Source organism: Bacillus thuringiensis, from assembly GCF_001595725.1.
In the GTDB taxonomy this organism is placed as follows: Bacteria; Bacillota; Bacilli; order Bacillales; family Bacillaceae_G; genus Bacillus_A; species Bacillus_A thuringiensis_K.
Window position 1 is genome coordinate 1,259,013 of record NZ_CP014282.1, and the last position, 25,056, is coordinate 1,284,068.

Consider the following 25,056-nt stretch of genomic DNA (forward strand, 5'->3'; position numbering starts at 1 on the left):
ATCACCTCATGAATCAGTTAGATGGAATTTTTTGCTTATAAGTGCAATTTACACCTATCTGTTTTTAAAGTCAACACATTTGTTAGAAAATAGAAAAAATAAAATATAGACTTGAATTTTTATTCAGAATATTAGAAAATAGTGAATAGGTTGAATTGTTTCAAAAACGAAAAAGGGAGTGTAGGTAAAGTGATTGATCAAAAATTCGATCCACTACAAGCATGGAAAAATGCTTATGAACAAACCGAAACATTTTGGGGAAAAGCGCTCAATGAAACAATTAAAACAGAAGAATATTCTGCTTGGATGGGCAGCGTTCTAGATTTGAATTTGTTTTATCAAAAAGCATTAAATGATACGACAAAAAACTATTTAGAACAAGTAAATGTGCCGACGAAAGAAGATATCGCAAGAGTGGCTACGCTTGTTATTAACTTAGAAAATAAAGTAGATAACATTGAGGAGTTTCTAGAAGAGAAAGTAGATTCTTTAGGACAAGCTCCTACATTAAAGCGTGATGTGACGAAAGTAAAACAAGATATTCGTACGCTTGAAACAAAAGTAGATCAAATTGTAGAATTGCTAGAAAAGCAAAATGCAGTACTAGCTAAACTACAAGTACCTGTAAAAGAAGAGGTAAAGCCTGCGAATAAACCAGAAAATAAAAAATGATAAAAGCGCTTGTTTATAACAGGTAAAAGAGAGAGGGAGAATCTCTTTTCACGTATAAACAGCGAAACATAATTATATATGGACTCTATAGTATGAGTACCAAAATGATTCATAACAATCGTTCACAAATTCATTTAAGGGGGAAAAGAAATGGTTCAATTAAATGGAAAAGTAGCAATCGTAACAGGTGGAGCAAAAGGAATTGGAAAAGCAATTACAGTAGCATTAGCACAAGAGGGAGCGAAAGTAGTTATTAACTATAATAGCAGTAAAGAAGCAGCTGAAAATTTAGTAAATGAATTAGGAAAAGACGGGCATGACGTTTATGCAGTGCAAGCGGATGTTTCTAAAGTAGAAGATGCAAACCGACTTGTAGAAGAAGCTGTGAATCATTTTGGTAAAGTTGATATTCTTGTTAATAATGCTGGTATTACAAGAGATCGTACATTCAAAAAGTTAAATCGTGAAGATTGGGAGCGCGTAATTGACGTGAATTTAAGCAGCGTATTTAATACGACAAGCGCGGTTCTTCCATACATAACGGAAGCGGAAGAAGGAAGAATTATTAGCATTTCTTCTATTATTGGTCAAGCAGGTGGATTTGGCCAAACAAACTACTCAGCAGCAAAAGCGGGTATGTTAGGATTTACAAAATCATTAGCGTTAGAACTTGCAAAAACAAATGTCACTGTAAACGCTATTTGCCCAGGATTTATTGATACTGAAATGGTAGCAGAAGTACCAGAAGAAGTACGTCAAAAAATTGTTGCAAAAATCCCGAAAAAACGTTTTGGTCAAGCTGATGAAATTGCAAAAGGTGTAGTATACCTATGCCGTGATGGTGCGTATATCACAGGTCAACAATTAAACATTAACGGCGGATTATATATGTAATGAAGTAAGAAAAAAGTGCATATCCATAGCAGGAATGCACTTCTTTTTTTAAGAAGAAAATCGACCAAAAAGGAGATAAAAAAATGACTACATTCGCAACAGAATGGGAAAAGCAATTAGAGCTATACCCAGAAGAGTACCGAAAAGCGTACCGCCGAGTGAAAAGGGCGAGTGAAATTTTATTACGTGAACCAGAGCCGCAAGTAGGATTAACGCCGAAAGAGGTTATTTGGACGAAGAATAAGACGAAGCTTTATCGCTACATTCCAAAACAAGAAAAAACACAAAGAGTTCCAATTCTATTAATATATGCTCTTATTAATAAACCATATATTATGGATTTAACTCCTGGAAATAGTTTAGTGGAATATCTAGTGGATCGTGGTTTTGATGTGTATATGCTTGATTGGGGCACATTTGGTTTAGAAGATAGTCATTTGAAATTTGATGATTTCGTGTTTGATTATATTGCAAAAGCAGTAAAAAAAGTAATGCGAACTGCAAAATCGGACGAGATTTCTTTACTTGGTTATTGCATGGGTGGAACGCTAACTTCTATTTATGCAGCACTTCATCCGCACATGCCAATTCGTAATTTGATTTTCATGACAAGTCCTTTTGATTTCTCTGAAACAGGATTGTATGGTCCTTTATTAGATGAGAAATATTTCAATTTAGATAAAGCCGTTGATACATTTGGAAATATTCCGCCAGAAATGATTGATTTCGGAAACAAAATGTTAAAGCCAATTACGAACTTTGTTGGTCCATATGTTGCTTTAGTAGATCGTTCAGAGAATGAGCGCTTCGTCGAAAGCTGGAGATTGGTTCAAAAGTGGGTTGGTGATGGTATTCCGTTCCCAGGTGAATCATACAGACAGTGGATTCGTGATTTTTATCAAAATAATAAATTGGTTAAGGGTGAACTCGTTATTCGCGGACAAAAGGTAGACCTTGCAAATATTAAGGCGAATGTCTTAAATATTTCCGGGAAACGTGATCATATCGCTTTGCCATGTCAAGTAGAAGCATTACTAGATCATATTTCTAGCACAGATAAACAATATGTATGTTTACCAACAGGGCATATGTCTATCGTTTACGGTGGAACAGCTGTAAAACAAACATATCCGACGATTGGAAATTGGCTTGAAGAGCGTTCTAATTAAAAATAAAAAAATCCAACTAGCCTATGTTAGTTGGATTTTTTTATGAAAAATAACAAAACATAGAAAGGAGAAATTTATATTTTAGGAGTATAATTATGAAACTTATGACGGGTAAGTTGTTTTGGAATACAGGAGTTTCTGTACCTTGTTATCCACTGTTAGAAAATGATATGATATGTGATGTGCTCGTAGTCGGAAGTGGCGAAGCCGGTGCTCATATAGCGTATTCTTTAGCGAAAATCGGTATGAGTGTAATGCTTATTGAAAAAAGAGAAATAGCATGTGGTAGTACATTTGCAAATGTAGGTTTATTACAGTTTCTTCATGATAAATCGTTAACCTCACTTATCCATACATTTGGTGAAGAAAAAGGGGTACGAGCATATAAACTGTGTTACGAAGCGTTACGAACAATGGAGAAAGTGGTACCTACTCTCGATATTGATCCCTATTTTATGCCAAGAAGTAGTTTATATTATGCAAGTAAAAGTGAGGATGTCTCATTTTTACAAGAGGAGTACAATACGTTACAGAATTATGGATTTCCTGTTGAGTATTTTACAGAATCTGATATTAAGGAACGTTATCCTTTTATAAAACAAGCGGCATTGTATACACACGGTGATGCTGAGGTGAATCCGTATTTACTAGCGCATAGTCTTTTGCATAAAGCAAACCAAATGGGAGCTAATATATATGAACATACAGAGGCAATACATATAAAAAAACGGCAAAATGATTTAATTTGTTACACGAAAACAGGAAATCAAATTGTAGCAAAGAATATTATTATGGCGACGGGCTATGAAGCGCTTTTTGGGAAGAAAGAAAAAAATACAACAGTAGAGGCATCTTATGCAGTTGTGACAAATGAAATAGATCAGTTTGATGGCTGGCATGAGCGATCGTTAATTTGGGAAACAGCACGTCCCTACTTATATTTTCGGACGTTTCAAAACCGCATTATGGTAGGCGGATTAGATGAAGCGATGCAAATTCAACCGATTGGTGATACGAAACTATTGCGTAAGCGTGATATCCTTATTAACATTGTAAGAGAGATGTTCCCACAGTATAAGAATATACAAGCAGAGTATTATTGGGCAGCAGCATTTGGTAGTAGTCATGATGGTCTACCTATTTTAAAAGAAGATAAGAAGATACATAATTTATTTTACGCATTATTGCACGGAGGTAATGGAACTGTGTATGGAATGGTATTTGCCAAATTATTTGAGCAGTTATTTACAAATAAAGAAAGTAAAGATTTTTCTTTATTTAATCGATAGAAAAAAGGTAGCGAAGTGATGGAATGAGAGATATAAAAAAGTTTTTACAAAAATTACGTCCTGTACAACTCATCGTTTTGTTTTATTTATTAGCGGTAGTTGTATCGGTGATATTGCTTAATTTACCGTTTGTTACGAAGCCTGGTGTGAAATGGACATTTATAGATTCGCTTTTTACATCGGTTAGTGCGGTAAGTGTTACGGGACTGTCTGTTATTACGATTTCAGATACGTTTACTACAGCAGGAATTATTGTTTTAGCCCTTATTCTACAATTAGGCGGCTTAGGAATTATGGCGCTTGGTACATTTGTTTGGATCATTACGGGAAAAAAGATTGGTTTGCAAAGAAGAAGATTAATTATGGCAGATCATAATCAAGGAAATTTATCGGGTCTTGTAGAATTGATGCGTTCTATTTTAATTGTAATTATTTCGATAGAACTTATTGGAGCAATCCTATTAGGTACAAGATTTTTACTTTACTTTCCGACTTGGCAAGAAGCTTATTTTCACGGTTTCTTTGCAGCTGTTAGTGCGACTACGAACGGCGGATTTGATTTAACAGGACAATCATTAATTCCATATAAAAAAGATTATATTGTTCAAATGATTCATATGTTACTAATTATTTTAGGCGCGATTGGTTTCCCTGTGCTAATGGAAGTAAAGCAATTTCTTAGTAAAAGGCGACAACAATTATTTCGTTTTTCATTATTTACAAAATTGACGACAACAACATTTTTTGCACTCGTTGTTGTTGGTACAATTATGATTTTTTTACTGGAGAGAAATCATTTTTTAGTAGGAAAGTCATGGCATGAAACTGTATTTTATACATTATTCCAATCTGTGACGACGCGAAGTGGTGGACTTGCTACGATGGATATACGTGAATTGTCACAACCGACGCTTTTATTTATGAGTATATTAATGTTTATAGGGGCATCTCCAAGTTCGGTTGGGGGCGGAATACGTACAACAACATTTGCTGTTAGTATATTATCGCTATACAATTTTGCGAGAGGCGGGAGAACGGTTAGAGTCTTCAAACGTCAGCTACATGAAGAGGATGTGCTGAAAGCATCTGTCGTTATGACAATGGGTATTTTATTATGTGCTACAGCATTATTTATTTTATCTATTACGGAAGATGTACCGCTTATGAGTCTAATTGTTGAAGTCTGTTCTGCTTTCGGAACGACAGGACTATCGACGGGTATTACGCCAGATTTAACAACTGTTGGTAAAATTGTACTCATTGTGCTTATGTTTATCGGTCGCGTTGGTATTTTAACATTTATACTAGCTAGTGGCGGAAGAGAACAGCCACCTCGCTATAAATATCCGAAAGAGCGGATTATTATTGGATAGTATGAAACCATTCTACCTATGTTAGGTAGAATGGTTTTTTAGTCGTTAATGCCAAATTGAGGATGCATAAAAGCATCCTTTTTATTATCTACTTCTTTTTTTAGCAACTCTTGATTTTCTTCTGAAATCCACCCAATATCATTTGTAGGATGGATCCATTCTTCTCCAGCCATAATGGCAGGATCTACTTCATCACTCCAATTGTTAAGCGGACTGTTCTCGGAATTATATTTACTGTCTCCAATTACAACATCATATTGATTCAAAAAAGGTTGTTGCATCGTTTTTCCTGTTCCTTTAAAAGATGGAAAATTCATTTGATGCGGGAGCGTTTCATCTAAAATGGGTGACTGAATTTTATCTTGCTTCTTCAAAATACGAGCTCCTTTTTATAATGATTTCTTCATATGTAGTATTTCCATCTAACGCCTCTTATGTACTTGTTAACACTTGCCAGTAATAATTATTTCAGCTTGCTTCAAACTAGAGTAGAAAGTGATTTCTTGAGAGCAGGTGAATGTATTGGTAAAAAGAAAAGTGAAACAAAATGCGGCAATTAACAATAATAAAACTCCGAAAGAAAGCTTACCAGATGCAGAATTTGCATTAGAGTATGAAGGAGAAAATAGCGCGAAGTATGCAAATCGTAATTCAAAAAAAGGGAAATAAAAATGAGGCGTTTTTTACAAACGCCTCATTTTTTTGTGGGATTATAAAGGATTTTTTAATTATTTGTAAATTTAGTGTTTTTTATTAGCAGAAAAATGCGAAAAAACATAGAAGTAGCAACGTATTACACAAAAACAAACAACAAACAAAAGATTAATGTTGGTTTAATACTGCTTTTACACTAGTTGTTTATATTTGAGTTGTACATAAGATTTGTAAAAGGAGAGAGAAACAGTGAAAAAAACAATCTTTAAAGCTGTAGCGACTGGAATGGTATTTTCGTTATTAATGGGGTGTGGTGCAAAGAAGGAAGAAAGTGCTGGAGCGAAAGTGAAAGATGACAAATTATCTGGATCATTAACTGTTTACACAGCGATTGAAGAAGAGCTTGTACCAATTTATCTTGATTCCTTTAAAAAGAAATATCCTGATGTGAAATTGAACATTGTACGTGATTCAACAGGAGTTATTACTGCGAAATTGCTAGCTGAAGGAAAAAATACACAAGCAGATGTTGTATGGGGAACTGCAGCATCAAGTCTATTAGCTTTAGATAAAAAAGATATGTTAAAAGGGTACTCTCCAAAAGGAGCGGACCGCGTTCTTTCGCAATTTAAAGATGACAAACAACCTGAAAAATGGGTAGGAAATACTGCATTTATGACGGGGGTTGCTATAAATAAAGAAGAATTAAAGAAGAAAAATTTACCGATGCCAGAATCATACGAAGACTTAACGAAACCAGAATATAAAGGAACGCTTGTTATGCCACATCCGGCTTCTTCTGGAACAGGATTTTTAACAGTTTCTGCATGGCTACAAATTATGGGTGAAGATAAAGGCTGGGATTACATGAAGAAACTTCATGATAATATAGCAACTTATACGCATTCAGGCTCAAAACCAGCGAAATTAGCAGGTGCAGGTGAATATCCAGTTGGCGTATCGATGGTTTATAGTGCTTTAAAGGAGAAACAAAAAGGTGCACCAGTTGAAGTTGTATTGCCGAAAGAAGGATTAGGTTGGGAAGTAGAAGCGAACGCACTTATTAAAAAAGATAATGCAAAAAATGAAAAATTAGCGCAAGCATTTTTAGATTGGGCAATTACTGATGATGTAATGAAGTTATACTTCGAGAAAAATGGATTTGCAACAATTAAAAATGATTATAAACTTCCAGATGGATTCCCGAAAGATGTGACGGAAAAATTATATAAAAAGAATGACTTTAAGTGGGCAGCAGAAAATCGCGACAAAATTTTAGAAAAATGGGAAAAAGAGTTTGGCCAAAAAGCAGAACCGAAAAAGTAAGTGAGTGGGAGAGAGAAAAAATGAGCGAATATTTATCAATTCAACACATTCAAAAACAGTTTGATGCATTTACAGCGTTAAAGGATATTTCTTTTACTGTGAAAAAAAATGAGTTTGTATGTTTATTAGGCCCAAGTGGCTGTGGGAAAACAACATTGCTTCGAATTTTAGCAGGGCTAGAAGAGGCGACAACAGGTAGTATAGCTGTGAATGGAAAAGATATTACAGTATTACCTCCTGGAAAGAGGAATTTCGGAATGGTGTTTCAATCATATGCATTATTTCCGAATTTAACAGCACTTGAAAACATTGAATACGGCTTAAAGACAAAAAAGTATGGAAAAGCAGAAGTAAAAGAGAAGGCGCTATCGGCGTTAGAACTAGTTGATTTACTGAATGTAAAAGATAAATATCCTGCTCAAATGTCTGGTGGACAACAGCAGCGAGTAGCACTTGGACGTGCGCTCGCTCTGTCTCCGGATATTTTGTTACTCGATGAGCCGTTATCTGCTTTAGATGCAAAAGTGCGAGAAAAGTTGCGTAGAGAAATGCGTGATTTGCAAGAAAAAGTAGGAGTAACAACTATTATGGTCACGCATGATCAAGAAGAGGCATTAACGATGGCTGATAAAATTGTTGTAATGAATCATGCGGAAATTATGCAGATTGGAACACCAGAGGAGATTTATCAAAGACCAGCCAATCCGTTTGTGGCAGATTTTATTGGTTCTATTAATTTCTTTTCGAAAAATAATGAAGAACATGCAATTCGTCCTGAACATGTAACAATTGTACAAAAGGACGGTATTAAAACAGTTGTGGAAAGTATGGAATTTCGCGGATCTGTATATCGGACGGAAGTGCGAGTCTTACAAGAAAACACACACCTTTATAATGAGAAAATTGTAGTGGATATATTAGCGTCAGAAGTAGAAGCAACGGCTATTAGAAAAGGAAAGCCGATTCAAATCTCTTTCTCAGAAAATCATATGTTGTCATATGGAAAGAAGGTCATTGTATAGATGGAGATGTTAGAAAACTATAAGGTAGAAAGTACGAAAAAAAAGATTAAGAGAAGTATAGGGAAAGAGGAATGGATCCAAAGGTTCGTAATTATCGGTATGATTCTTTCTTTCCTTATCATACTTGTATTACCGCTATTACAACTATTTACACAAGCTTTTTATAATAAAGATGGAGTTTTCATTGGTTTAGCGAATTTCAGTAAATATTTCACAACACCAACTTTAGTTCAGTCTTTACAAAATACAGTATGGATTTCGGGCGCAACAACAATTATTTCAGTTGCAATCGCATTCGTTTACGCATATGCAATTGCCCGTACGAATGTTTTTGGAAAGCGTGTATTTCAGTATGTAGCGTTATTACCATTGTTCGCACCAACGATGATGCACGGTATAGCACTTACATATTTATTTGGTAATCAAGGGCTAGTAACGAAAGGAATGTTTGGTTTATTTGAAGGTATACAAATCCCTTTATATGGCCCAGTAGGAATTGTAATAGCTGAAGTTATGTATACATTTCCGCAAGCCTTTCTTATATTGCTAATTGCCTTCCAAGGATCTGATTATCGTTTATATGAAGCTTCTAATATGTTAGGGGCGAGTAAAACAAAGCAATTTTTCACGGTTACTTTACCTAGTGTAAAGTACGGATTAATTAGTGCAATGTTTGTTGTGTTTACACTTAGTTTTACTGATTTTGGGGCACCAAAAATTGTTGGTGGTCAATATAATGTGCTTGCTACTGACGTATACAAACAAGTAATTGGACAGCAAAATATGCCGATGGGTGCAACTGTCGGAATGATTTTATTAATCCCAGCTATATTCGCATTTGTAGTTGATCGTATTACGCAAAGAAAGCAGGCAAATTTCTTATCTTCAAAAGCAGTACCATACAGAATAATAGCTAATAAGAAAAGAGATGTCATCTCATTCATATATTGTAGTGTGATTACACTTATGATCATTCTATTATTTGTTGCAGTTGGTATTGCTGCAAGTGTGAAAGTATGGCCATATAATATGAGTTTTACATTTGAGCATTTTAATTTTTCGAGTTTAACAGGAGATGGACTTGAAGCATTTAAAAATAGCGTAATTGTTTCAGCAGTTACAGCAGTTATTGGGGCGATTTTAACATTTGTATTCGCATATGCAATTGAGAAAATAGACCAGCTACAATTTTTCAGAAAAACAGGTTACTTTTTCTCTATCGTTCCTTTAGGGATACCAGGTTTAGTACTCGGATTAGGATATGTCTTTTTCTTTAGTCAACCAACGATTCAAATTCTGGGACTATCAGTAACGAATCCGTTTCATTCTTTATATGGAACAATTGCTGTGTTAGTACTAGTAAATATCATTCATTTTTATTCTGTAACATTTGTCACGGCAACGACTGCCTTAAAGAAATTAGACCGGGAGTTTGAGCTTGTTTCTCAGTCGATGGGTATTCCGTTTTATAAAACATTCTTCCGAGTAACAGTACCAATGTGTTTACCAGCAATTTTAGAAATGGTAATGTACTACTTCGTAAATTCAATGGTAACTGTATCGGCAGTTGTATTCCTATATGCAGCTGATTTTAAACTAGCTGCCGTATCAATCGTAAATATGGATGATGCAGGAAATGCAGCGCCAGCAGCTGCAATGAGTGTACTTATTGTTGTTACAAATATTGTAGTGAGAGTTGTATATGAACGGGGAACGAAAGCACTTCGTAACCGAACTTCACAATGGCAAAAAAGATAAGTAAGAAAGGTGATGGACAGAATGAAAATTGAAGCAGTTATTTTTGATTGGGCAGGTACGACGGTTGATTACGGATGTTTTGCACCACTAGAAGTATTCATGAAGATTTTTCAAAAACGCGGCGTTGAAATTACAGCAGAAGAAGCACGTAAGCCAATGGGATTATTAAAAATAGATCATGTAAGGGCACTAACAGAAATGCCTCGTATTGCTGATGAGTGGAAGCGTGTCTTCGGTCAATTACCAACAGAAGCAGACATTCATGAGATGTATGAAGAGTTTGAAGAAATTCTCTTTTCTATTTTACCAAGTTATGCTACGCCGATTGATGGGGTAAAAGAAGTAATCGCTTCTTTACGTGAGAGAGGCATTAAAATCGGTTCAACAACGGGCTATACGAGAGAAATGATGGAAATTGTAGCAAAGGAAGCAGCGTTACAAGGATATAAACCTGATTTTCTTGTTACGCCAGATGATGTTCCAGCAGGCCGTCCATATCCATGGATGTGCTATAAAAATGCAATGGAACTTGGTGTGTATCCGATGAACCATATGATAAAAGTAGGGGACACAGTATCAGATATGAAAGAAGGTAGAAATGCTGGAATGTGGACAGTTGGTGTAATTCTTGGAAGTAGTGAGCTCGGTTTAACGGAAGAGGAAGTGGAGAGTATGGATTCGGTAGAGCTTCGTGAAAAAATTGAAATAGTTCGTAATCGGTTTGTTGAAAATGGGGCTCATTTTACGATTGAAACGATGCAGGAGCTCGAAAACGTAATGGAACATATCGAGAAACAAGAACTTATTATTTCATAAAAGGGGCACGGGATCATGAATGAAAATCACTACTTATTATTAACACCAGGACCATTAACGACAACAAAATCAGTAAAAGAAGTTATGCTATACGATTGGTGTACGTGGGATGATGAATATAATACGATGGTGCAAGAAGTAAGAGCTAAACTTGTATCGTTAGCGACGAAGGAGGAAGAGAAATATACAACAGTGTTAATGCAAGGAAGCGGTACGTTTTCAGTTGAAGCAGTAATTGGTTCTGTTATTCCGGGAAATGGGAAGCTCCTCGTTTGTACAAATGGTGCGTACGGTAAGCGCATTGTTCAAATGGCAGAGATGTTACAGATTGATGTAGTGATCAGTCAAACAGAAGAGTGGGAACCTACTAATATTGTAGAAGTAGAAAAGTTATTGCAAGAAGATAAAGAGATTACACATATTGCAGTTGTTCATTGTGAAACGACGACAGGAATTATAAATCCAATTGTAGATGTATGTAAATTAGGACAACAGTATGGAAAGGTTACAATTGTTGATGCGATGAGTAGTTTCGGCGGGATTGAAATAGACATTGCTGATTTACAAATTGATTTTTTAATTAGTAGTGCGAATAAGTGTATTCAAGGGGTTCCTGGATTCGGATTTGTAATCGCAAAACGTGATGAATTATTGAAGTGTAAAGGGCAAGGACGCTCTTTATCTCTTGATTTATATGATCAATGGGAAACGATGGAAAAACAAAATGGGAAATGGCGTTTTACTTCACCTACACATGTTGTACATGCTTTTTATCAAGCACTACTTGAACTAGAAAAAGAGGGAGGAGTAAGAGCGCGTTACAATCGATATTACAACAATCAAAAACTACTAGTAAATAGAATGGGAGAAATCGGATTTAAGCCACTAGTAGATGAGGAATATCAATCTCCTATTATTACATCTTTCATTTATCCAAAAGAGGGGTTTGAGTTTCAACAGTTATATAACGAATTAAAGCGTTATGGATTTGTTATTTACCCTGGAAAAATTTCGAAAGTAGATACGTTTCGCATTGGAAATATCGGTGATGTACATGAAGAAGATATTAATCGCTTAGTTGATAGTATTGCTAAAGGAGCTGTTATTGGGTGAAAGTATTTTGCTTAGGTGGAGCAGGTAAAATTTGTCGCGAAGCTATTTTGGATTTAGTTCAATTTTCATCTTTTGAGACGATTACTGTAGCTGATTTTAACGAGGTAGAGGGCCGTAAAGTAGTAGAATGGCTCAACGACCCTCGTGTTGATTTTGTAAAAGTAGATGTAACGAATCACGAGGATACGGTTGCAAAAATGATTGGTTATGACATTGTAATGGACGGTACGACGATAAAACTAAACGGATTGTCGACTCGCTGTATTGCAGAAGCAGGCTGTCACGGTGTGAACTTAAATGGATTTGGTGAAGAAAATGAATCGCATGCTATATTTGTTCAAAATGAAAAAACATGTTTACCTGGATTTGGCATGACGCCAGGTGTAACGCAAATGATGGCAATGCATGCAGCAAATCAACTGGATACTGTAGAGTCCGTCCGTGTAAGTCACGGTTCGTATCGTCCGATTGCTTTTTCTGCTTCAATTACAGAGACAACGACATATGAATATGATCCACATTTACCATCGCGTATAGTGTATGAAGATGGTGAATTTAAGCAAGTACTTCCGTTTGCGCGTCCGAGAGAAATAGAATTGCCAGCGCCTTATGGTAAGGCAACGCAGTATATCATTCCGCATTCTGAAACGATTACGTTAGCAAAGGCACTAGAAAATAAAGGTGTCAAACTGATAGAGACGAGAGGAACTTGGCCAAAGCAAAATATGCAACTTGTACGTGCTTTATATGATTACGGCATATTGCGTAATGATCAGATTGAAATAAACGGGAAAGAAATAGGTATTATGGATTGTATTTCGCAGTATTTATTACAATCGAAAGAAGGACAAGAAACAGAGCTTTATGGATATGCACTTCATGTAGAAGTAATAGGTATGAAAAATAATGAGAAGCAAAGACATGTGTTATATCATACACACCCGTTATCTGATGGTTCTGTTGTAGGATGGGAAAAATTAAGAGCGTATACGAGAAACGTCGGTATTCCATTTGGGATTGCTGCAGAGTTAATTGCAAATGGAAATGTAAATAGGGTGGGTGTTGTTACGCCTGAAGAAGCCTTTGAAAATCCACAATTGATTTTTGATGAGCTAGCAAAGCGTGGTATTCATATTCATGAAGAAGTTGCTACTTACAAAGAAAATTATAACTTTGTATAAGTAAGGAAGTTTATGAGGGAGATATAAATGGGGTGAAGCTATGTCTGTAGTAGGAGAAGAAAGAAAGCGAACCATTCTTGAAAAGGTAGAATTTAAAGGGAAAGTAAAGGTTTCAGAATTAGCGAGAGAATTTGCTGTATCAACAGAAACGATTCGTCGATATTTAGAAGAATTAGATCGTGAAAAGAAGCTGAAAAAAGTGTATGGTGGAGCTGTTCAACTTCCAGGCGCTGGAGTAGAGGCACCAATGTTAGAACGAGAGATGCTGCATATAGAAGAGAAGAAGAGAATTGGGTATAAAGCAGCAACGTTTGTGGAAGATGGAGATGTGATTGCAATTGATGACGGAAGTACACCACTTCAAATGGTGCCATATCTTGTACATCGTAAAAATTTAACGATTGTAACAAGTTCATTTCCAGTAGCGACACAATTAATTTCTTCTATTAATAAAAAGATGTTTCACGGTGAAGTTTTATTTATTGGTGGGAAAGTATCTCCAAAGCATTCACGCGTATCAGGATCTATTTCGCAGCAAGTCATCCAGCAATTCCATTTTCATAAAGCATTTGTTTCGATTGATGGATTATTACCTAGTTTTGGAGTTTCTAGTTTTGAATTGGAAAAGGCGAAACTGTCAGAGGCGATGATGAAATTAGCTGAGAAAACATATATTTTATGTGATCATACGAAGGTAGGCGTGAAAGGGAATTATCGTATAGCAGCAATTTCGCGTATTCAACACGTAATTTGTGATAAAAAAATGCCATATAGCTTTGAAGAAGAACTTATGAAGCATAATATTCAGTGGACAGTTTGTTAAATACAGTGAAAGCACATAAACTCCCGCCTAATTTTTAGGAAGGAGTTTTATTGTCTGCAAATCGTAAAATAAAAGATTTGCATTTATGCAAAAAGTGGACACATTTTCTCACCTCTTTCATATAATTTACCAATACAAAAAAAGTTGGTCGAAGGAAAGAAGGGAGAACATGTCAGAACGAATATATAATAAACTTGTATTGTACGCGAATATTTTGCAAAAAATCGGTGTCATCAATGAGAAGGAAAAAAGTGAAATTCTTCATACGATAGGTAAAAAATCCCTTTGAATAAAGGGATTTTTTTATTTTTATCTTTAAAAATATAAATTTAATGTAATATTCTCATTGACAATGATAATGATATTCATTATCATTTATTTGTGAGTAATTGATAAGTATTATCAATTAAGAAAATTATATATGATAGGGGATATTATTTTGAAAAAAAATTATATGAAGGCGCTAGTAGTAGCGACAACATTAGCAATTCCATTTGCTACGTACTCTACTCCAGCATTAGCGGCATTAAAAGTTGAAGCAAATCAATCGGTAGCAGCAGCGAGTGATCGCACGTATGATACTGAGATTAAAATATATAAGGACCAAAAAGACGAGCCATCTATGGTTTCTCAATATATAAAAGATCCTAAAGTAACGATTGCAGCTGGCAAAAAAGTTGTCACTGTAACAATGCAAGATAGCGATTATTTTCAATATCTTAGAATAGAAGATAGAAACCAGCCAGGTGTATTTCATGATGTGAAAGTTTTGTCAGAAGATAAGAGGAAGAATGGAACGAAAGTAGTTCAATTTGAAATTGGCGAGTTTGAGAAGAAGAACAATATGCAAATGCATATACTTATTCCGGCTATTGGATATGATCACAAATATCAAGTTCAATTTGAAATTAAAGATCCAACTGTAGGTAACAAAGAAACAGAGAAACCAGATGATAACTCTAATTCAGGCAATACGGAAACGGATAATCCAGTTGATAATCAAAATATGATAACAGATAACAAATTAAGAGAGCTTGTTAATAAAAAAGTATTTAATAGAAAAGATTTAAATACACCAATTACGAAAGATGAGTTATTACAAGTAAAGGATTTGTTTTTAAATACAAATGAGATACTTGATTATAGTGCATTAAAATATATGCCAAATTTAAAATCTTTAACAGTTGCGAATGCGAAGATAAAAGATCCGTCGTTCTTTGCGAACTTAAAGCAATTAAATCATTTAGCTTTGCGTGGTAATGAATTTGCAGATGTAACGCCACTTGTTAAGATGGATAATTTAGAATCCCTTGATTTAAGTAATAATAAAATTACAAACGTTGCACCACTAACTGAAATGAAAAATGTAAAAAGTTTATATCTATCAGGCAACCAAATAGAAGATGTAACAGCATTAGCGAAAATGGAACAACTAGATTACTTGAATTTAGCAAATAATAAAATTAAGAACGTTGCTCCATTAAGCGCTTTGAAAAATGTAACATACTTAACTTTAGCAGGTAATCAAATTGAAGATATTAAACCGTTATATTCATTACCTTTAAAAGACTTAGTATTAACGCGTAATAATGTTAAAGATTTATCGGGTATTGATGAAATGAAGCAATTAAATAAATTATTTGTCGGGAAAAATCAAATTAAAGATGTGACACCACTTACTAAAATGACTCAGCTTACAGAATTAGATTTACCTAATAATGAATTAAAAGATATTACTCCATTATCAAGTTTAGTAAACTTACAAAAGCTTGATTTAGAAGCGAATTATATTTCAGACTTATCACCAGTTAGCAATTTGAAAAAATTAATATTTCTAAGTTTTGTTGCAAATGAAATCCGTGATGTCCGACCAGTTATAGAACTAAGTAAGACGGCTTATATTAATGTCCAAAATCAAAAAGTATTTTTAGAGGAAACAGAAGTAAATAAAGAAGTAAAAGTACCTGTATATGAAAAAGATGGTGAGGTTTCTACGAAAATCCGTCTGAAGAGCGATAATGGTACGTATAGTAATGGTGTAGTGAAATGGAGTACACCAGGTGAGAAAGTATATGAATTTGGTGTGAAAGATCCATTCGCGGATACAGGAATCTTCTTTACAGGATCTGTTATTCAAAATGTAGTAGAAAGTAAAGACGGTAATACATCTAAAGAAGATGAGAAAACAGAAGTGGTAGAATTTAAAGATGTACCAAAGGGACATTGGTCAGAAGAAGCAATTAATTACTTAGCGAAAGAAAAATTATTTATAGGCTATGGAAATGGTGAATTTGGATTTGGTGATAACATTACTCGTGGACAAGTAGCACTTCTAATACAAAGGTATTTAAAATTAGAAAATAATCTAGAACCAAAAACGGCATTTACAGATACGAAAGGAAATATGTATGAAACGGCTATTGATGCAGTGGTTCAAGCTGGAATTATGACAGGCTATGGAAATGGTATGTTCCGTCCGGATGGAGTATTAACTCGATATGAAATGTCAGTAGTACTACAAAGAGTATTTCAGTTAAAAGAAAATGAAAATAGTACAGAGAATTTTCAAGATATACCAAATGACCATTGGGCGAAAGGGTATGTGAAAGCTTTAGTAGATAATAAAATATCAAAAGGTGACGGGGAAGGGAATTTTTTAGGAGATAATTTCGTAACACGTGAACAATATGCGCAATTTTTATATAATGCAATAAAGAAATAAAAAATGAGGAGAATGCGCTATTCTTTAATTAAAGAATAGCGCATTTTTTATGTACAAAATGAAATAGGAAATAGATAGGAGTATAGACATATGAATAGCCTATTTTAAAGAAGAACGACGAAACTATATTGACAAAAAAGCGTTCTCATGTGATAATTCAATTAAATTTTTAGAATAATCAAAAAATACTCCTTTTACATAGAAAGGATTCGAACCTTATATGAATATTATGCCGGGGGTGGCGAAATGTTATTTTTTCTGAAGAAATGGAATGAATTAAAAGATGTGAAATCTGAATTGGCACTTCGTGATTGGTTTTATGGTACCAAAATTAGCTTATCGCTATGTACGTCAAAAGAGCCGTTAACGTTTTTAGTAAACGTTGAGGGAAGAGATAAAGGGCTATTTTCGGAAGAAGATTTTATTGTCGTAAATTGCATGTGCGAGTCAGTATTTGAAAATGAAGAAAAACCAGCTGCAGAGTCATTTATGCATGCGGATATTTATAAAAAAAGTAGTGCAGGATGTATTTTACAAGTGCAGACTGTAGATAGTCATTTAATATCAGAGTTATATGGGGAAGAAGGAGAAGTAACGTTCGATAAACGCAGTGTGGAGCGTGTTTTCGGAAAAGAAGGTATAACAGAAATGACAATTCCAATTGTAGAAGATGAAAAAAAATTCGCTGATTTATTAGAAAGCAATGTTCCGAATTTCATTGAAGGTGGAGGGGTAGTTCTTGTTCATAATTATGGCATGATTGTGTGGGGAAAAACGCCAGAAGAAGCGAAAAAATGGTTAGAGGGTATAGAATATTTAATGAACTATCATGTAAAGTTATTAATGATTAAGGGTGCAAGGAGCTCTGTTATATAAAAATGGATGTGACATGGCTACAAGTTAATAATAAATGAAAGCGTTTTAAAAATAATTTCACTCATAAAATATAGGTCTCCTTATTATATATAGATTACATGTTGACATGTAAGGAGGAACATATTTTGCGAGTTAAATATCATTTTCTGCCAAAACAGCAAGTAACATTTTGCAAGATAAATGATTCTGGTGAAGAGGCACTGCAAATGATGAACGAAACGGGATTTCGAGCCATCCCGGTATTAGCAGAAGATGAGAAGAAATTCACGGGGATTATTTATAAAGTAGATTTATTAGAAAAAAAATGCAATAGCGGATTAGAGCATGTAAGTGCAGGAGATATGCTCGCTGATTCTAATGCATTTATTTTTGAAAAGGATTCCTTCTTCAGAGCTTTTTATGTAATTCGTCGGCTTCCGTTTTTAGCCGTGCTAAATGATTATAATGAATTTGTCGGTATGTTAACGCATTCGAATATATTTGATGTTATTGAAGATTCATTTGGTATGCGAACAGGTGGTTATATATTAACAATTGCAACACAAGATTGTAAAGGAACGATTAAAGAGCTTGGTACATTGTTAAAAGCATATAATATTGGTGGCCTATTTACGCTAGATAACGGTGATCAATATATCCGCCGCGTTATTGTAAATATATCAGATGAGTTAGATGAAACAAAATTAAAGCAATTAATCGGAAAAATAGAGAAAAAAGGATTCAGAGTGAGTCACGTAGATTATATTTAAGTTAAAAAGAAAAGTACCTATCTGTTATATATAGATAGGTACTTTTTTGTCCTGCTATTTGTGGGCAGTAAAATCCACGTCTCAAAATTTGGTGAAAGCAAAGAAGTTAGGTGGGCGGGTGTTGCCCGTAAAAGCCCGATTGGTGAGGGCTAATTAAAGTTTCACTTTATGTGAGTAATGAACTTTATTTTGAAACAGGAGGCGGGGATAATGCTAGATCAGATAAGAAAATAAAGTCTGCATGCTCACGAATTTTAGGGATAGAAGTTTCAATAACGCGTGATGTAATTTCACCTGGAGGACCCACATGCCCGATAGCTACCATAATAGGTTTTTCTTGAATTTTTTTGATGAGTAATTGGGCTTGTTTTGAAATATGCCTTGCTGTATACACATCATCAAAAAATAGTTGGTTTTCAATAATAGGAACTCCTAATTCTTTTCCGATTTTTGGGACGACACTATTAGGGTTAGTTTTACTATCTAAGTAAAATAAACCGTGTTTTTTACAAGCAGCAAGTATAAGGCGAACAATTCTTTCATCCGCTGTTACTTTTGAGCCCATATGATTGTTCATTCCAATTGCATGCGGTACTTCTTGAATCGCTTGTTCAAGTCGGTTGTTTATTTCTTCATCACTTAAATCAGTTGTAATTGCTTTCGGCCCAAGCCATTCTTTTTTGCCTTTTATAGGTTCCATTGGCATATGTATAATAACTTCATGGCCTTTCTTATGGGCAGCTATTGCATCTTCTTTTGTGGAAGGAAGAAACGGCATAACAGCAACAGTGAGTGGAATGGGAAGTGATAACATTTGATTAGTCCCCTTCATATTATTACCGAAATCATCAATGACAATAGCAACTTTATTCGTATGAGCATTTGCTTGAATAGGAAATAAGAAGGACGGTAAAAACAAAACAATGATGAATAATGCAATCGTATATTTTCGCATATAAATATTTCCTTTCTATTGTTATCCCGCTATTTGTGGTAGTAAGACTCCCACCTCAACATTGGGCTGGATAGGTGGGAGATTCACTGCCTACCCGATTGGTGAATGCTAATAATCAGTGGGGCTGAACAAAAAACACTGATTAAAGTTTCACTTTATCAATCATCATTATGTTTTGCTTTTTTATATAAATTAAACAAAAAATGTCGAAGAAAAGTAGGTGGAAAATTAAGAATCCCCGGTTTACGTAGAATTTATAAAAAAACAAGATGAAAAAAATGTCTATTATTGCGAATGTATTTACAAAGATAGAATAATTTGTAATAATTCTCAAAGTGAGGGTAAAGATTTGTAAATTACAGGGAGAAAATGTTAAAATTTCTGATTCTTCAAATTTGCATATGATTAAGTAGTTAAAAAAGTCAATGGAGAAGTGAAGTTAAGAGCATGGAAGTATAATAAGGGGGATATGGATGTTTACTGTAAAAAGGAAGTACACATTAGAAAAGCTTTCACGTGATATTCATATGAAACGTGAAGAAATGATTCAACTAGGATTAACAAGTGGGTTAAATAGTAGGGAGACAATTCAAGTTAGTCAAGAATTGGACAAGCTTATTTTACAATATCAATGTTATAAAGACAAACAAACACCGAAATGGTTTTCAATTATAAAAATACCTATTTTCCAAATCGGGTATGAAGGAAAATCAAATAATTTTTGGCGAATGCTTGTGGCTGGTTTTATGAAATAAGTATAATTACCCTTATAGGATAAGGATAATTATACTATGTGTAACGGAATTTCGATATGAACTGTCGTTCCTTCGTTTTCTGTACTGTCAATAAAAATATGCCCATTATACATCTCTACAATTCGTTTACATATGACAAGTCCAAGACCTGTTCCAGTATCTTTATTAGTAAAGAACGGATGAAAGAGGTGTTTTTGAATATGTTGCGGAATCCCTTTTCCAGTATCTGTAATCTGCAATTGTGCGTGTGTTTCATTGTTTTTTACTACAATGGTTAGTGTATCACTAGAAGTCATGGCCTCAATTGCATTTTTTGTAATGTTTAAAACCACTTGTTTCATATGGTCTTTCGAACAACGGATATGAACAGGATGGTCTGGCAAATGTAAATGGAATACAATGTTATGTAAATTCGCCTCAGATTGAATAATTAATGCTATCTCATTTAGAATTGTTCTTACATCATATGTTTGTTCGATGATGGCGGTTGGCTTTCCGAGAATAAGAAATTCACTTACAATTTCATTGATTCGCTCTATTTCTTGTTCAATTACGGAAAAGTAGAACTGATCTTGCTCATCTTTATATTTCTCTTTTAATAGAGCGACGAGTCCTTTAATTCCAGTAAGAGGATTACGGATTTCGTGTGCTGTACTCGCTGCAAAAGTTCCAACTAATTCAATTTTCTGTAGTTCATTTTGTTGTCTTTCAAGTTTTGTTTGACGTTTTAACAACATGTATTGAACAAGTAAAAATAAAATAGACATTAAAAATAAAGTAGCGATACACTCTATTGTAACCCACTGGTATAAGGTTTTTTGATGAATAGGTAATGGAGAAACAGAGACCTTCCAATTTAATCTTTGGAGTGGGGTAGTAAGCATATTAGAATGCGTATCACTTGTGTCGTTATTATCATCGGTTAGAAAAACTACATCATGTTTATCAGTTACCTCAAAATGGTATTGTGGTTTAATGGCATTTAAAGAAGATGAAATGTAATCAAAGCGTAAACTAGCTAATAATAATCCTGAGAGCTCCTTCTGTTTATTAAATATGGGAGCAGCAATCATAATAGCTTTATGTCCAAGAACGCGATCAGTAATGACTGATGATACAGTGGTTTTTTTAGTTTGGAGCACGTCTTGAATATATTTACGGTCTGAAACATCTATAGGCTTTGATTCATCTTCAGATGCGATTGTAATGACTCCTTCTGGTGTAGCGTAATATAGACCAGAAAAGCGTGCATCGTTTCCATCTGTATCATGTACAATTTGTTTAATGCCATTTATATTACCAGTCTCGGTGCCTACAACTTTTGCAAGCATGTCTAAAGCAGAAATTGCTTCACCAAGATGATGATCCAAATAATCTCTATATAAAAAGAGAACTGTATGAGCGGATAATTTGTTTTCCTGTTTCATTTTATATGTATGATACGAATAAAATGTAGCACCAATCCCTATTGTCGGTAGGATAACAAGCAATATATATATAATTATGCTTTGGAATTTGACTTTCAAATGTGGTACTCCTTCTTTTTTTATTATCATTATATATAAACTATGTTAAAATTGTCATGTTTTTATTCAAGAATGATTCTTAATATATTAGGGGAGAGGAAATGAATGAGTGAATGCTCATTCGGAATTCACATGAAGTATGAAGTGGCATTTTCTTTTTATTGCTGAGAATTTAAGTGAAGGGTTGAAAGTTGTATGACATCAAATAATGAACGAGAAGATATTTCTCAATCTTTAAAAGTATTTATTGCATTATCTCGTGTACATCGTTCTGTTATGGATACTACAAATAAATCTATACAAAGTAACGGGTTAAATCCAACTGAATTTGCTGTATTAGAACTGCTATATCATAAAGGTGGTCAACCACTTCAGCAAATTGGTGAGCGCATTTTAATAGCTAGTGGCAGCATTACATATGTTGTAGATAAGCTGGAGAAAAAGGGATTAGTAAAGAGAATCCCATGTCCGAATGACAGACGTGTTATTTACGCGCAATTAACTGAGTCTGGCGAGACCTTTATTGCTTCTATTTTTCCGGGGCATGAGAAAGTTATACATCAGTCTTTTGAAATGTTAACGAAAGATGAAAAAGATGAATTACTTGATTTATTAAAAAAAATTGGGAAGTATGAAAAATAATATGTTCCAAAGGAGCTTTGGATAAGTAAATCCAAGGCTTTTTTATTTGCAATGAACTCAGGGCAGTCACTGCCGAATTTTGTTGAAAATTAAGAGGGAATTCGAGAATACGTATTGAATTATAATAAAGGTATGTAATGGAGAGGAGGCTCGTTCATGTCATTTAAAGACTATGAATATAAACGCCCAAATATTGAAGAGTTAAAAGAGAAATTTACTGTTGCTTTAGAGAAGTTTGATAACGCAAAAACTGTAGAAGAACAAAAACAAGTCATTCATTCAATTAATGAAATTCGCAACGATTTTGGTACAATGGGAAACCTTTGTTACATTCGCCATTCTGTTGATACGACGGATACTTTTTATAAGGAGGAGCAGGATTTCTTTGATGAATTCTCTCCAGTTGTACAAGGATATGGTACAAAATATTATAAGGCACTCATTAATTCTCCATTTCGTGAAGAATTAGAGGCGTATTATGGAAAACAATTATTTGCTCTAGCAGAATGTGATTTAAAAACATATTCAGATGAAGTCGTGAAAGATTTACAATTAGAAAATAAATTATCATCGCAATATACACAGTTATTAGCATCTGCAAAAATTGACTTTGCTGGAGAAGAAAGAACGTTATCGCAACTGATTCCGTTTATGCAAGGAAAAGAAAGAAGGGAACGTAAAGCAGCAAGTGAAGCATACTACGGATTTTTAGCTGGAAATGAGGAAGAACTAGATCGTATTTATGATGAGCTTGTTAAAGTGAGAACGAAAATCGCAAAATCTTTAGGTTTCAAAAACTTTGTTGAACTTGGATATGCAAGAATGTACCGTACAGATTATAATGCGGAGATGGTGGCTAATTACCGTCAGCAAGTGCTGGATTATATCGTTCCCGTTACAACGGAATTAAGAAAGCGACAACAAGCACGTATCGGTGTAGAGAAGTTAGCTTATTACGACGAAAACTATGAGTTTGCTACAGGTAACCCAACTCCAAAAGGAGATGCGGATTGGATTGTTGATCATGGAAAGACAATGTATAAAGAGTTATCGGCTGAAACAGATGAATTTTTCAATTTCATGCTAGATAATGATTTATTAGATTTAGTTGCGAAAAAAGGAAAAGCTGGTGGCGGATATTGTACATATATTGAGAATTATAAAGCGCCATTTATTTTCTCAAACTTCAATGGAACATCTGGTGACATTGATGTATTAACACATGAAGCGGGTCATGCTTTTCAAGTATATGAAAGTCGTAAATTTGAAATTCCAGAATATAATTGGCCAACATATGAGGCATGTGAAATTCACTCTATGAGTATGGAATTCTTTACATGGCCATGGATGAAGCTATTCTTTGAAGAAGATGCAGATAAATATTACTTCTCTCACTTAAGTTCAGCACTTCTGTTTTTACCTTATGGTGTATCTGTTGATGAATATCAACATTATGTATATGAAAATCCTGAAGCATCACCTGAAGAGCGTAAGACAGCATGGCGTAACATAGAGAAGAAATATTTACCACATCGTGATTATGAGGATAATGATTATTTAGAGCGCGGTGGTTTTTGGCAACGTCAAGGGCATATTTATAGCTCACCGTTCTATTATATTGATTACACGCTTGCTCAAATTTGTGCGCTACAATTTTGGAAACGTGCAAGAGATAATAGACAAGAGGCGTGGGAAGATTATGTGAATCTGTGCCAACAAGGTGGAAGTAAATCGTTCTTAGAATTAGTAGAAGTTGCAAATTTAACATCACCATTTGCCGAAGGCTGTGTGAAAAGTGTTATTATAGAAATTGAAGCATGGTTACATGCGATTGACGACACAAAATTGTAAAAAACATGCACTTTTTTTCACATGTTTAACATCGACATAATGGGAAAATGATGAGATAATAAAAGAAAATTCAGAATACTAAAGGGGTGTTTCTAATAAGGAGCACCTCTTTTGACCAACAAAAGGGGGGAACAAGTATGCTTCAATCTAATATGGATGTAAGTTTAGAAAGTTTAGTAAACTCATTACAGTCTACTCGAAGCACGCTATTATCAGAAATTGAAATGTTAAATGACACCGAAGTGAATGTAAAGCCACGCCGTGATAAATGGAGTATTATTCAAATTTTACACCACTTGCATTTAGTTGAACAATCTGTCACGTCTGCCCTTGTATATGCTTTACAAAAAAATGAAAGAAACATGACTCCATTTAAAGACCTCCAACTTACGCTTGATCGCACACATAAACGAGAAGCTCCTCAGCAAATGCAACCAACAGAAACTTTAATGAAAAAACAGCAAGGAATTCAATTGCTAGAACATTCACGACAAGAACTATTACACGCACTTCATAGTGTTATAGATGAAAAAGATCTATTTGAAAATGGATTAAAGCATCCTGTTTTTAATGATCTGAATTTGTATCAATGGGTTCAATTTCTTGATTTGCATGAACAAAGACATCTTACGCAGTTAAAAGAGGCGAAACATGCAATTTTGCAGCGCTAAAGTGGAAGAAGTGGGAAACCACTTCTTTTTTGATACGTGCATAGTTTTCTTTCTTATTTTGGAATACTACATGGAGAAAGAAAAGAAGGAGTTGAAAAAACATGTCTAAGAAGAAGCGAGAAGAAGAGCGCGCCTGGAAAGCACGTAAAGAAAATCAACAACCACACGGAAAAGTGAAAGCTTTTGCTGAATTAGTTGAAGGAACAGAAAAAACGTGAT

24 protein-coding genes are annotated in these 25,056 nt (G+C 34.6%); 21 read left to right on the plus strand and 3 right to left on the minus strand.

All coding sequences use genetic code 11. The features are described 5' to 3' along the window. Window positions 1-189 precede the first annotated feature (189 nt). From phaR to AXW78_RS06375, 5 genes are all read left to right on the plus strand, one after another. A complete protein-coding gene (gene phaR, locus AXW78_RS06355) occupies window positions 190-672 on the plus strand; it encodes a polyhydroxyalkanoic acid synthase subunit PhaR (RefSeq protein WP_000566944.1) in 483 nt (160 codons plus the stop codon). Window positions 673-822: 150 nt separating this feature from the next. Continuing rightward, on the plus strand, window positions 823-1,566 hold the full coding sequence (locus tag AXW78_RS06360) for an acetoacetyl-CoA reductase (protein WP_000250407.1): 744 nt from the start codon (window positions 823-825) through the stop codon (window positions 1,564-1,566). Between the two features lie 83 nt (window positions 1,567-1,649). Then, a complete protein-coding gene (gene phaC / locus AXW78_RS06365; protein WP_000206336.1) occupies window positions 1,650-2,735 on the plus strand; it encodes a class III poly(R)-hydroxyalkanoic acid synthase subunit PhaC in 1,086 nt (361 codons plus the stop codon). 95 nt (window positions 2,736-2,830) lie between these two features. Next, on the plus strand, window positions 2,831-4,024 hold the full coding sequence (locus tag AXW78_RS06370; protein WP_000772561.1) for an NAD(P)/FAD-dependent oxidoreductase: 1,194 nt from the start codon (window positions 2,831-2,833) through the stop codon (window positions 4,022-4,024). 23 nt (window positions 4,025-4,047) lie between these two features. Further along, entirely contained in the window at window positions 4,048-5,397 is a 1,350-nt protein-coding gene (locus AXW78_RS06375) for a TrkH family potassium uptake protein (protein ID WP_061883914.1), read from the plus strand. A gap of 38 nt (window positions 5,398-5,435) precedes the next feature. Here the strand turns inward: AXW78_RS06375 and AXW78_RS06380 are convergent, their stop codons facing one another. Beyond that, window positions 5,436-5,771, minus strand: a complete 336-nt coding sequence (locus AXW78_RS06380) for a DUF3905 domain-containing protein (RefSeq protein WP_000743724.1) — start codon at window positions 5,769-5,771, stop codon at window positions 5,436-5,438. Between the two features lie 148 nt (window positions 5,772-5,919). Here AXW78_RS06380 and AXW78_RS34275 point away from each other — a divergent pair, with 148 nt between their 5' ends. From AXW78_RS34275 to cbpA, 11 genes are all read left to right on the plus strand, one after another. Beyond that, window positions 5,920-6,066, plus strand: coding sequence for a hypothetical protein (locus AXW78_RS34275; protein WP_000240798.1), 147 nt, complete (start codon window positions 5,920-5,922; stop codon window positions 6,064-6,066). A 234-nt stretch (window positions 6,067-6,300) separates the two neighbouring features. Further along, window positions 6,301-7,377: a putative 2-aminoethylphosphonate ABC transporter substrate-binding protein gene (locus AXW78_RS06390; RefSeq protein WP_000750900.1), complete on the plus strand. Its 1,077-nt coding sequence runs from the start codon at window positions 6,301-6,303 to the stop codon at window positions 7,375-7,377. A gap of 20 nt (window positions 7,378-7,397) precedes the next feature. Next, a complete protein-coding gene (locus tag AXW78_RS06395) occupies window positions 7,398-8,399 on the plus strand; it encodes a putative 2-aminoethylphosphonate ABC transporter ATP-binding protein (RefSeq protein ID WP_061883915.1) in 1,002 nt (333 codons plus the stop codon). Further along, entirely contained in the window at window positions 8,400-10,157 is a 1,758-nt protein-coding gene (locus tag AXW78_RS06400) for a putative 2-aminoethylphosphonate ABC transporter permease subunit (RefSeq protein WP_061883916.1), read from the plus strand. A 21-nt stretch (window positions 10,158-10,178) separates the two neighbouring features. Further along, entirely contained in the window at window positions 10,179-10,973 is a 795-nt protein-coding gene (gene phnX / locus AXW78_RS06405; protein ID WP_000687400.1) for a phosphonoacetaldehyde hydrolase, read from the plus strand. 15 nt (window positions 10,974-10,988) lie between these two features. Further along, window positions 10,989-12,086 carry a 2-aminoethylphosphonate--pyruvate transaminase gene (phnW, locus tag AXW78_RS06410; protein WP_001004777.1) on the plus strand — a complete coding sequence of 366 codons (1,098 nt, stop codon included), beginning with the start codon at window positions 10,989-10,991 and terminating at the stop codon, window positions 12,084-12,086. After that, window positions 12,083-13,267 carry a saccharopine dehydrogenase family protein gene (locus tag AXW78_RS06415; RefSeq protein ID WP_000862177.1) on the plus strand — a complete coding sequence of 395 codons (1,185 nt, stop codon included), beginning with the start codon at window positions 12,083-12,085 and terminating at the stop codon, window positions 13,265-13,267. The genes phnW and AXW78_RS06415 overlap by 4 nt, the downstream gene beginning before the upstream one ends. A 40-nt stretch (window positions 13,268-13,307) precedes the next feature. Then, a complete protein-coding gene (locus AXW78_RS06420) occupies window positions 13,308-14,090 on the plus strand; it encodes a DeoR/GlpR family DNA-binding transcription regulator (RefSeq protein ID WP_000117668.1) in 783 nt (260 codons plus the stop codon). A gap of 439 nt (window positions 14,091-14,529) precedes the next feature. Beyond that, window positions 14,530-16,812, plus strand: coding sequence for an NEAT domain-containing leucine-rich repeat protein (locus AXW78_RS06430; protein WP_000742636.1), 2,283 nt, complete (start codon window positions 14,530-14,532; stop codon window positions 16,810-16,812). 246 nt (window positions 16,813-17,058) lie between these two features. Continuing rightward, window positions 17,059-17,688: a class II aldolase/adducin family protein gene (locus AXW78_RS06435; protein WP_000896006.1), complete on the plus strand. Its 630-nt coding sequence runs from the start codon at window positions 17,059-17,061 to the stop codon at window positions 17,686-17,688. A 125-nt stretch (window positions 17,689-17,813) separates the two neighbouring features. Continuing rightward, window positions 17,814-18,437, plus strand: a complete 624-nt coding sequence (cbpA, locus tag AXW78_RS06440; RefSeq protein ID WP_001264205.1) for a cyclic di-AMP binding protein CbpA — start codon at window positions 17,814-17,816, stop codon at window positions 18,435-18,437. 184 nt (window positions 18,438-18,621) lie between these two features. Here the strand turns inward: cbpA and AXW78_RS06445 are convergent, their stop codons facing one another. After that, a complete protein-coding gene (locus tag AXW78_RS06445; protein WP_001234108.1) occupies window positions 18,622-19,392 on the minus strand; it encodes a divergent polysaccharide deacetylase family protein in 771 nt (256 codons plus the stop codon). Between the two features lie 473 nt (window positions 19,393-19,865). Here AXW78_RS06445 and AXW78_RS06450 point away from each other — a divergent pair, with 473 nt between their 5' ends. Beyond that, the gene (locus AXW78_RS06450) at window positions 19,866-20,147 is read left to right on the plus strand and encodes an aspartyl-phosphate phosphatase Spo0E family protein (protein ID WP_000495534.1); all 282 of its coding nucleotides are present in this window, start codon (window positions 19,866-19,868) and stop codon (window positions 20,145-20,147) included. Between the two features lie 29 nt (window positions 20,148-20,176). Here AXW78_RS06450 and AXW78_RS06455 read toward each other — a convergent pair whose 3' ends face one another. Next, window positions 20,177-21,673 (minus strand): DUF3149 domain-containing protein, encoded by a 1,497-nt coding sequence (locus tag AXW78_RS06455; RefSeq protein ID WP_000865055.1) that lies wholly within the window; start codon window positions 21,671-21,673, stop codon window positions 20,177-20,179. A 195-nt stretch (window positions 21,674-21,868) separates the two neighbouring features. Here AXW78_RS06455 and AXW78_RS06460 point away from each other — a divergent pair, with 195 nt between their 5' ends. The 4 genes from AXW78_RS06460 to AXW78_RS34780 all read left to right on the plus strand — a co-directional run bounded on the left by AXW78_RS06460 (window position 21,869) and on the right by AXW78_RS34780 (window position 25,055). Beyond that, entirely contained in the window at window positions 21,869-22,315 is a 447-nt protein-coding gene (locus AXW78_RS06460; RefSeq protein ID WP_000203347.1) for a MarR family winged helix-turn-helix transcriptional regulator, read from the plus strand. A 156-nt stretch (window positions 22,316-22,471) separates the two neighbouring features. Continuing rightward, window positions 22,472-24,166 carry a M3 family oligoendopeptidase gene (locus tag AXW78_RS06465; protein ID WP_000008570.1) on the plus strand — a complete coding sequence of 565 codons (1,695 nt, stop codon included), beginning with the start codon at window positions 22,472-22,474 and terminating at the stop codon, window positions 24,164-24,166. A 137-nt stretch (window positions 24,167-24,303) separates the two neighbouring features. Then, window positions 24,304-24,837 (plus strand): DinB family protein, encoded by a 534-nt coding sequence (locus tag AXW78_RS06470; protein ID WP_000941971.1) that lies wholly within the window; start codon window positions 24,304-24,306, stop codon window positions 24,835-24,837. Between the two features lie 101 nt (window positions 24,838-24,938). Then, on the plus strand, window positions 24,939-25,055 hold the full coding sequence (locus AXW78_RS34780) for a DUF6254 family protein (RefSeq protein ID WP_000038355.1): 117 nt from the start codon (window positions 24,939-24,941) through the stop codon (window positions 25,053-25,055). Window position 25,056: the final 1 nt, after the last annotated feature.

Coding starts and splice junctions, on each gene's coding strand:
- AXW78_RS06445 (WP_001234108.1), bottom strand. CDS start 19,392: ATGCGAAAATATACGATTGCATTATTCATCATTGTTTTGTTTTTACCG.
- phaC (WP_000206336.1), top strand. CDS start 1,650: ATGACTACATTCGCAACAGAATGGGAAAAGCAATTAGAGCTATACCCA.
- AXW78_RS06450 (WP_000495534.1), top strand. CDS start 19,866: ATGTTTACTGTAAAAAGGAAGTACACATTAGAAAAGCTTTCACGTGAT.
- AXW78_RS06360 (WP_000250407.1), top strand. CDS start 823: ATGGTTCAATTAAATGGAAAAGTAGCAATCGTAACAGGTGGAGCAAAA.
- AXW78_RS06400 (WP_061883916.1), top strand. CDS start 8,400: ATGGAGATGTTAGAAAACTATAAGGTAGAAAGTACGAAAAAAAAGATT.
- AXW78_RS34780 (WP_000038355.1), top strand. CDS start 24,939: ATGTCTAAGAAGAAGCGAGAAGAAGAGCGCGCCTGGAAAGCACGTAAA.
- AXW78_RS06370 (WP_000772561.1), top strand. CDS start 2,831: ATGAAACTTATGACGGGTAAGTTGTTTTGGAATACAGGAGTTTCTGTA.
- AXW78_RS06470 (WP_000941971.1), top strand. CDS start 24,304: ATGCTTCAATCTAATATGGATGTAAGTTTAGAAAGTTTAGTAAACTCA.
- AXW78_RS06465 (WP_000008570.1), top strand. CDS start 22,472: ATGTCATTTAAAGACTATGAATATAAACGCCCAAATATTGAAGAGTTA.
- AXW78_RS06375 (WP_061883914.1), top strand. CDS start 4,048: ATGAGAGATATAAAAAAGTTTTTACAAAAATTACGTCCTGTACAACTC.
- AXW78_RS06460 (WP_000203347.1), top strand. CDS start 21,869: ATGACATCAAATAATGAACGAGAAGATATTTCTCAATCTTTAAAAGTA.
- AXW78_RS06435 (WP_000896006.1), top strand. CDS start 17,059: ATGTTATTTTTTCTGAAGAAATGGAATGAATTAAAAGATGTGAAATCT.
- AXW78_RS06420 (WP_000117668.1), top strand. CDS start 13,308: ATGTCTGTAGTAGGAGAAGAAAGAAAGCGAACCATTCTTGAAAAGGTA.
- phnW (WP_001004777.1), top strand. CDS start 10,989: ATGAATGAAAATCACTACTTATTATTAACACCAGGACCATTAACGACA.
- AXW78_RS06395 (WP_061883915.1), top strand. CDS start 7,398: ATGAGCGAATATTTATCAATTCAACACATTCAAAAACAGTTTGATGCA.
- phnX (WP_000687400.1), top strand. CDS start 10,179: ATGAAAATTGAAGCAGTTATTTTTGATTGGGCAGGTACGACGGTTGAT.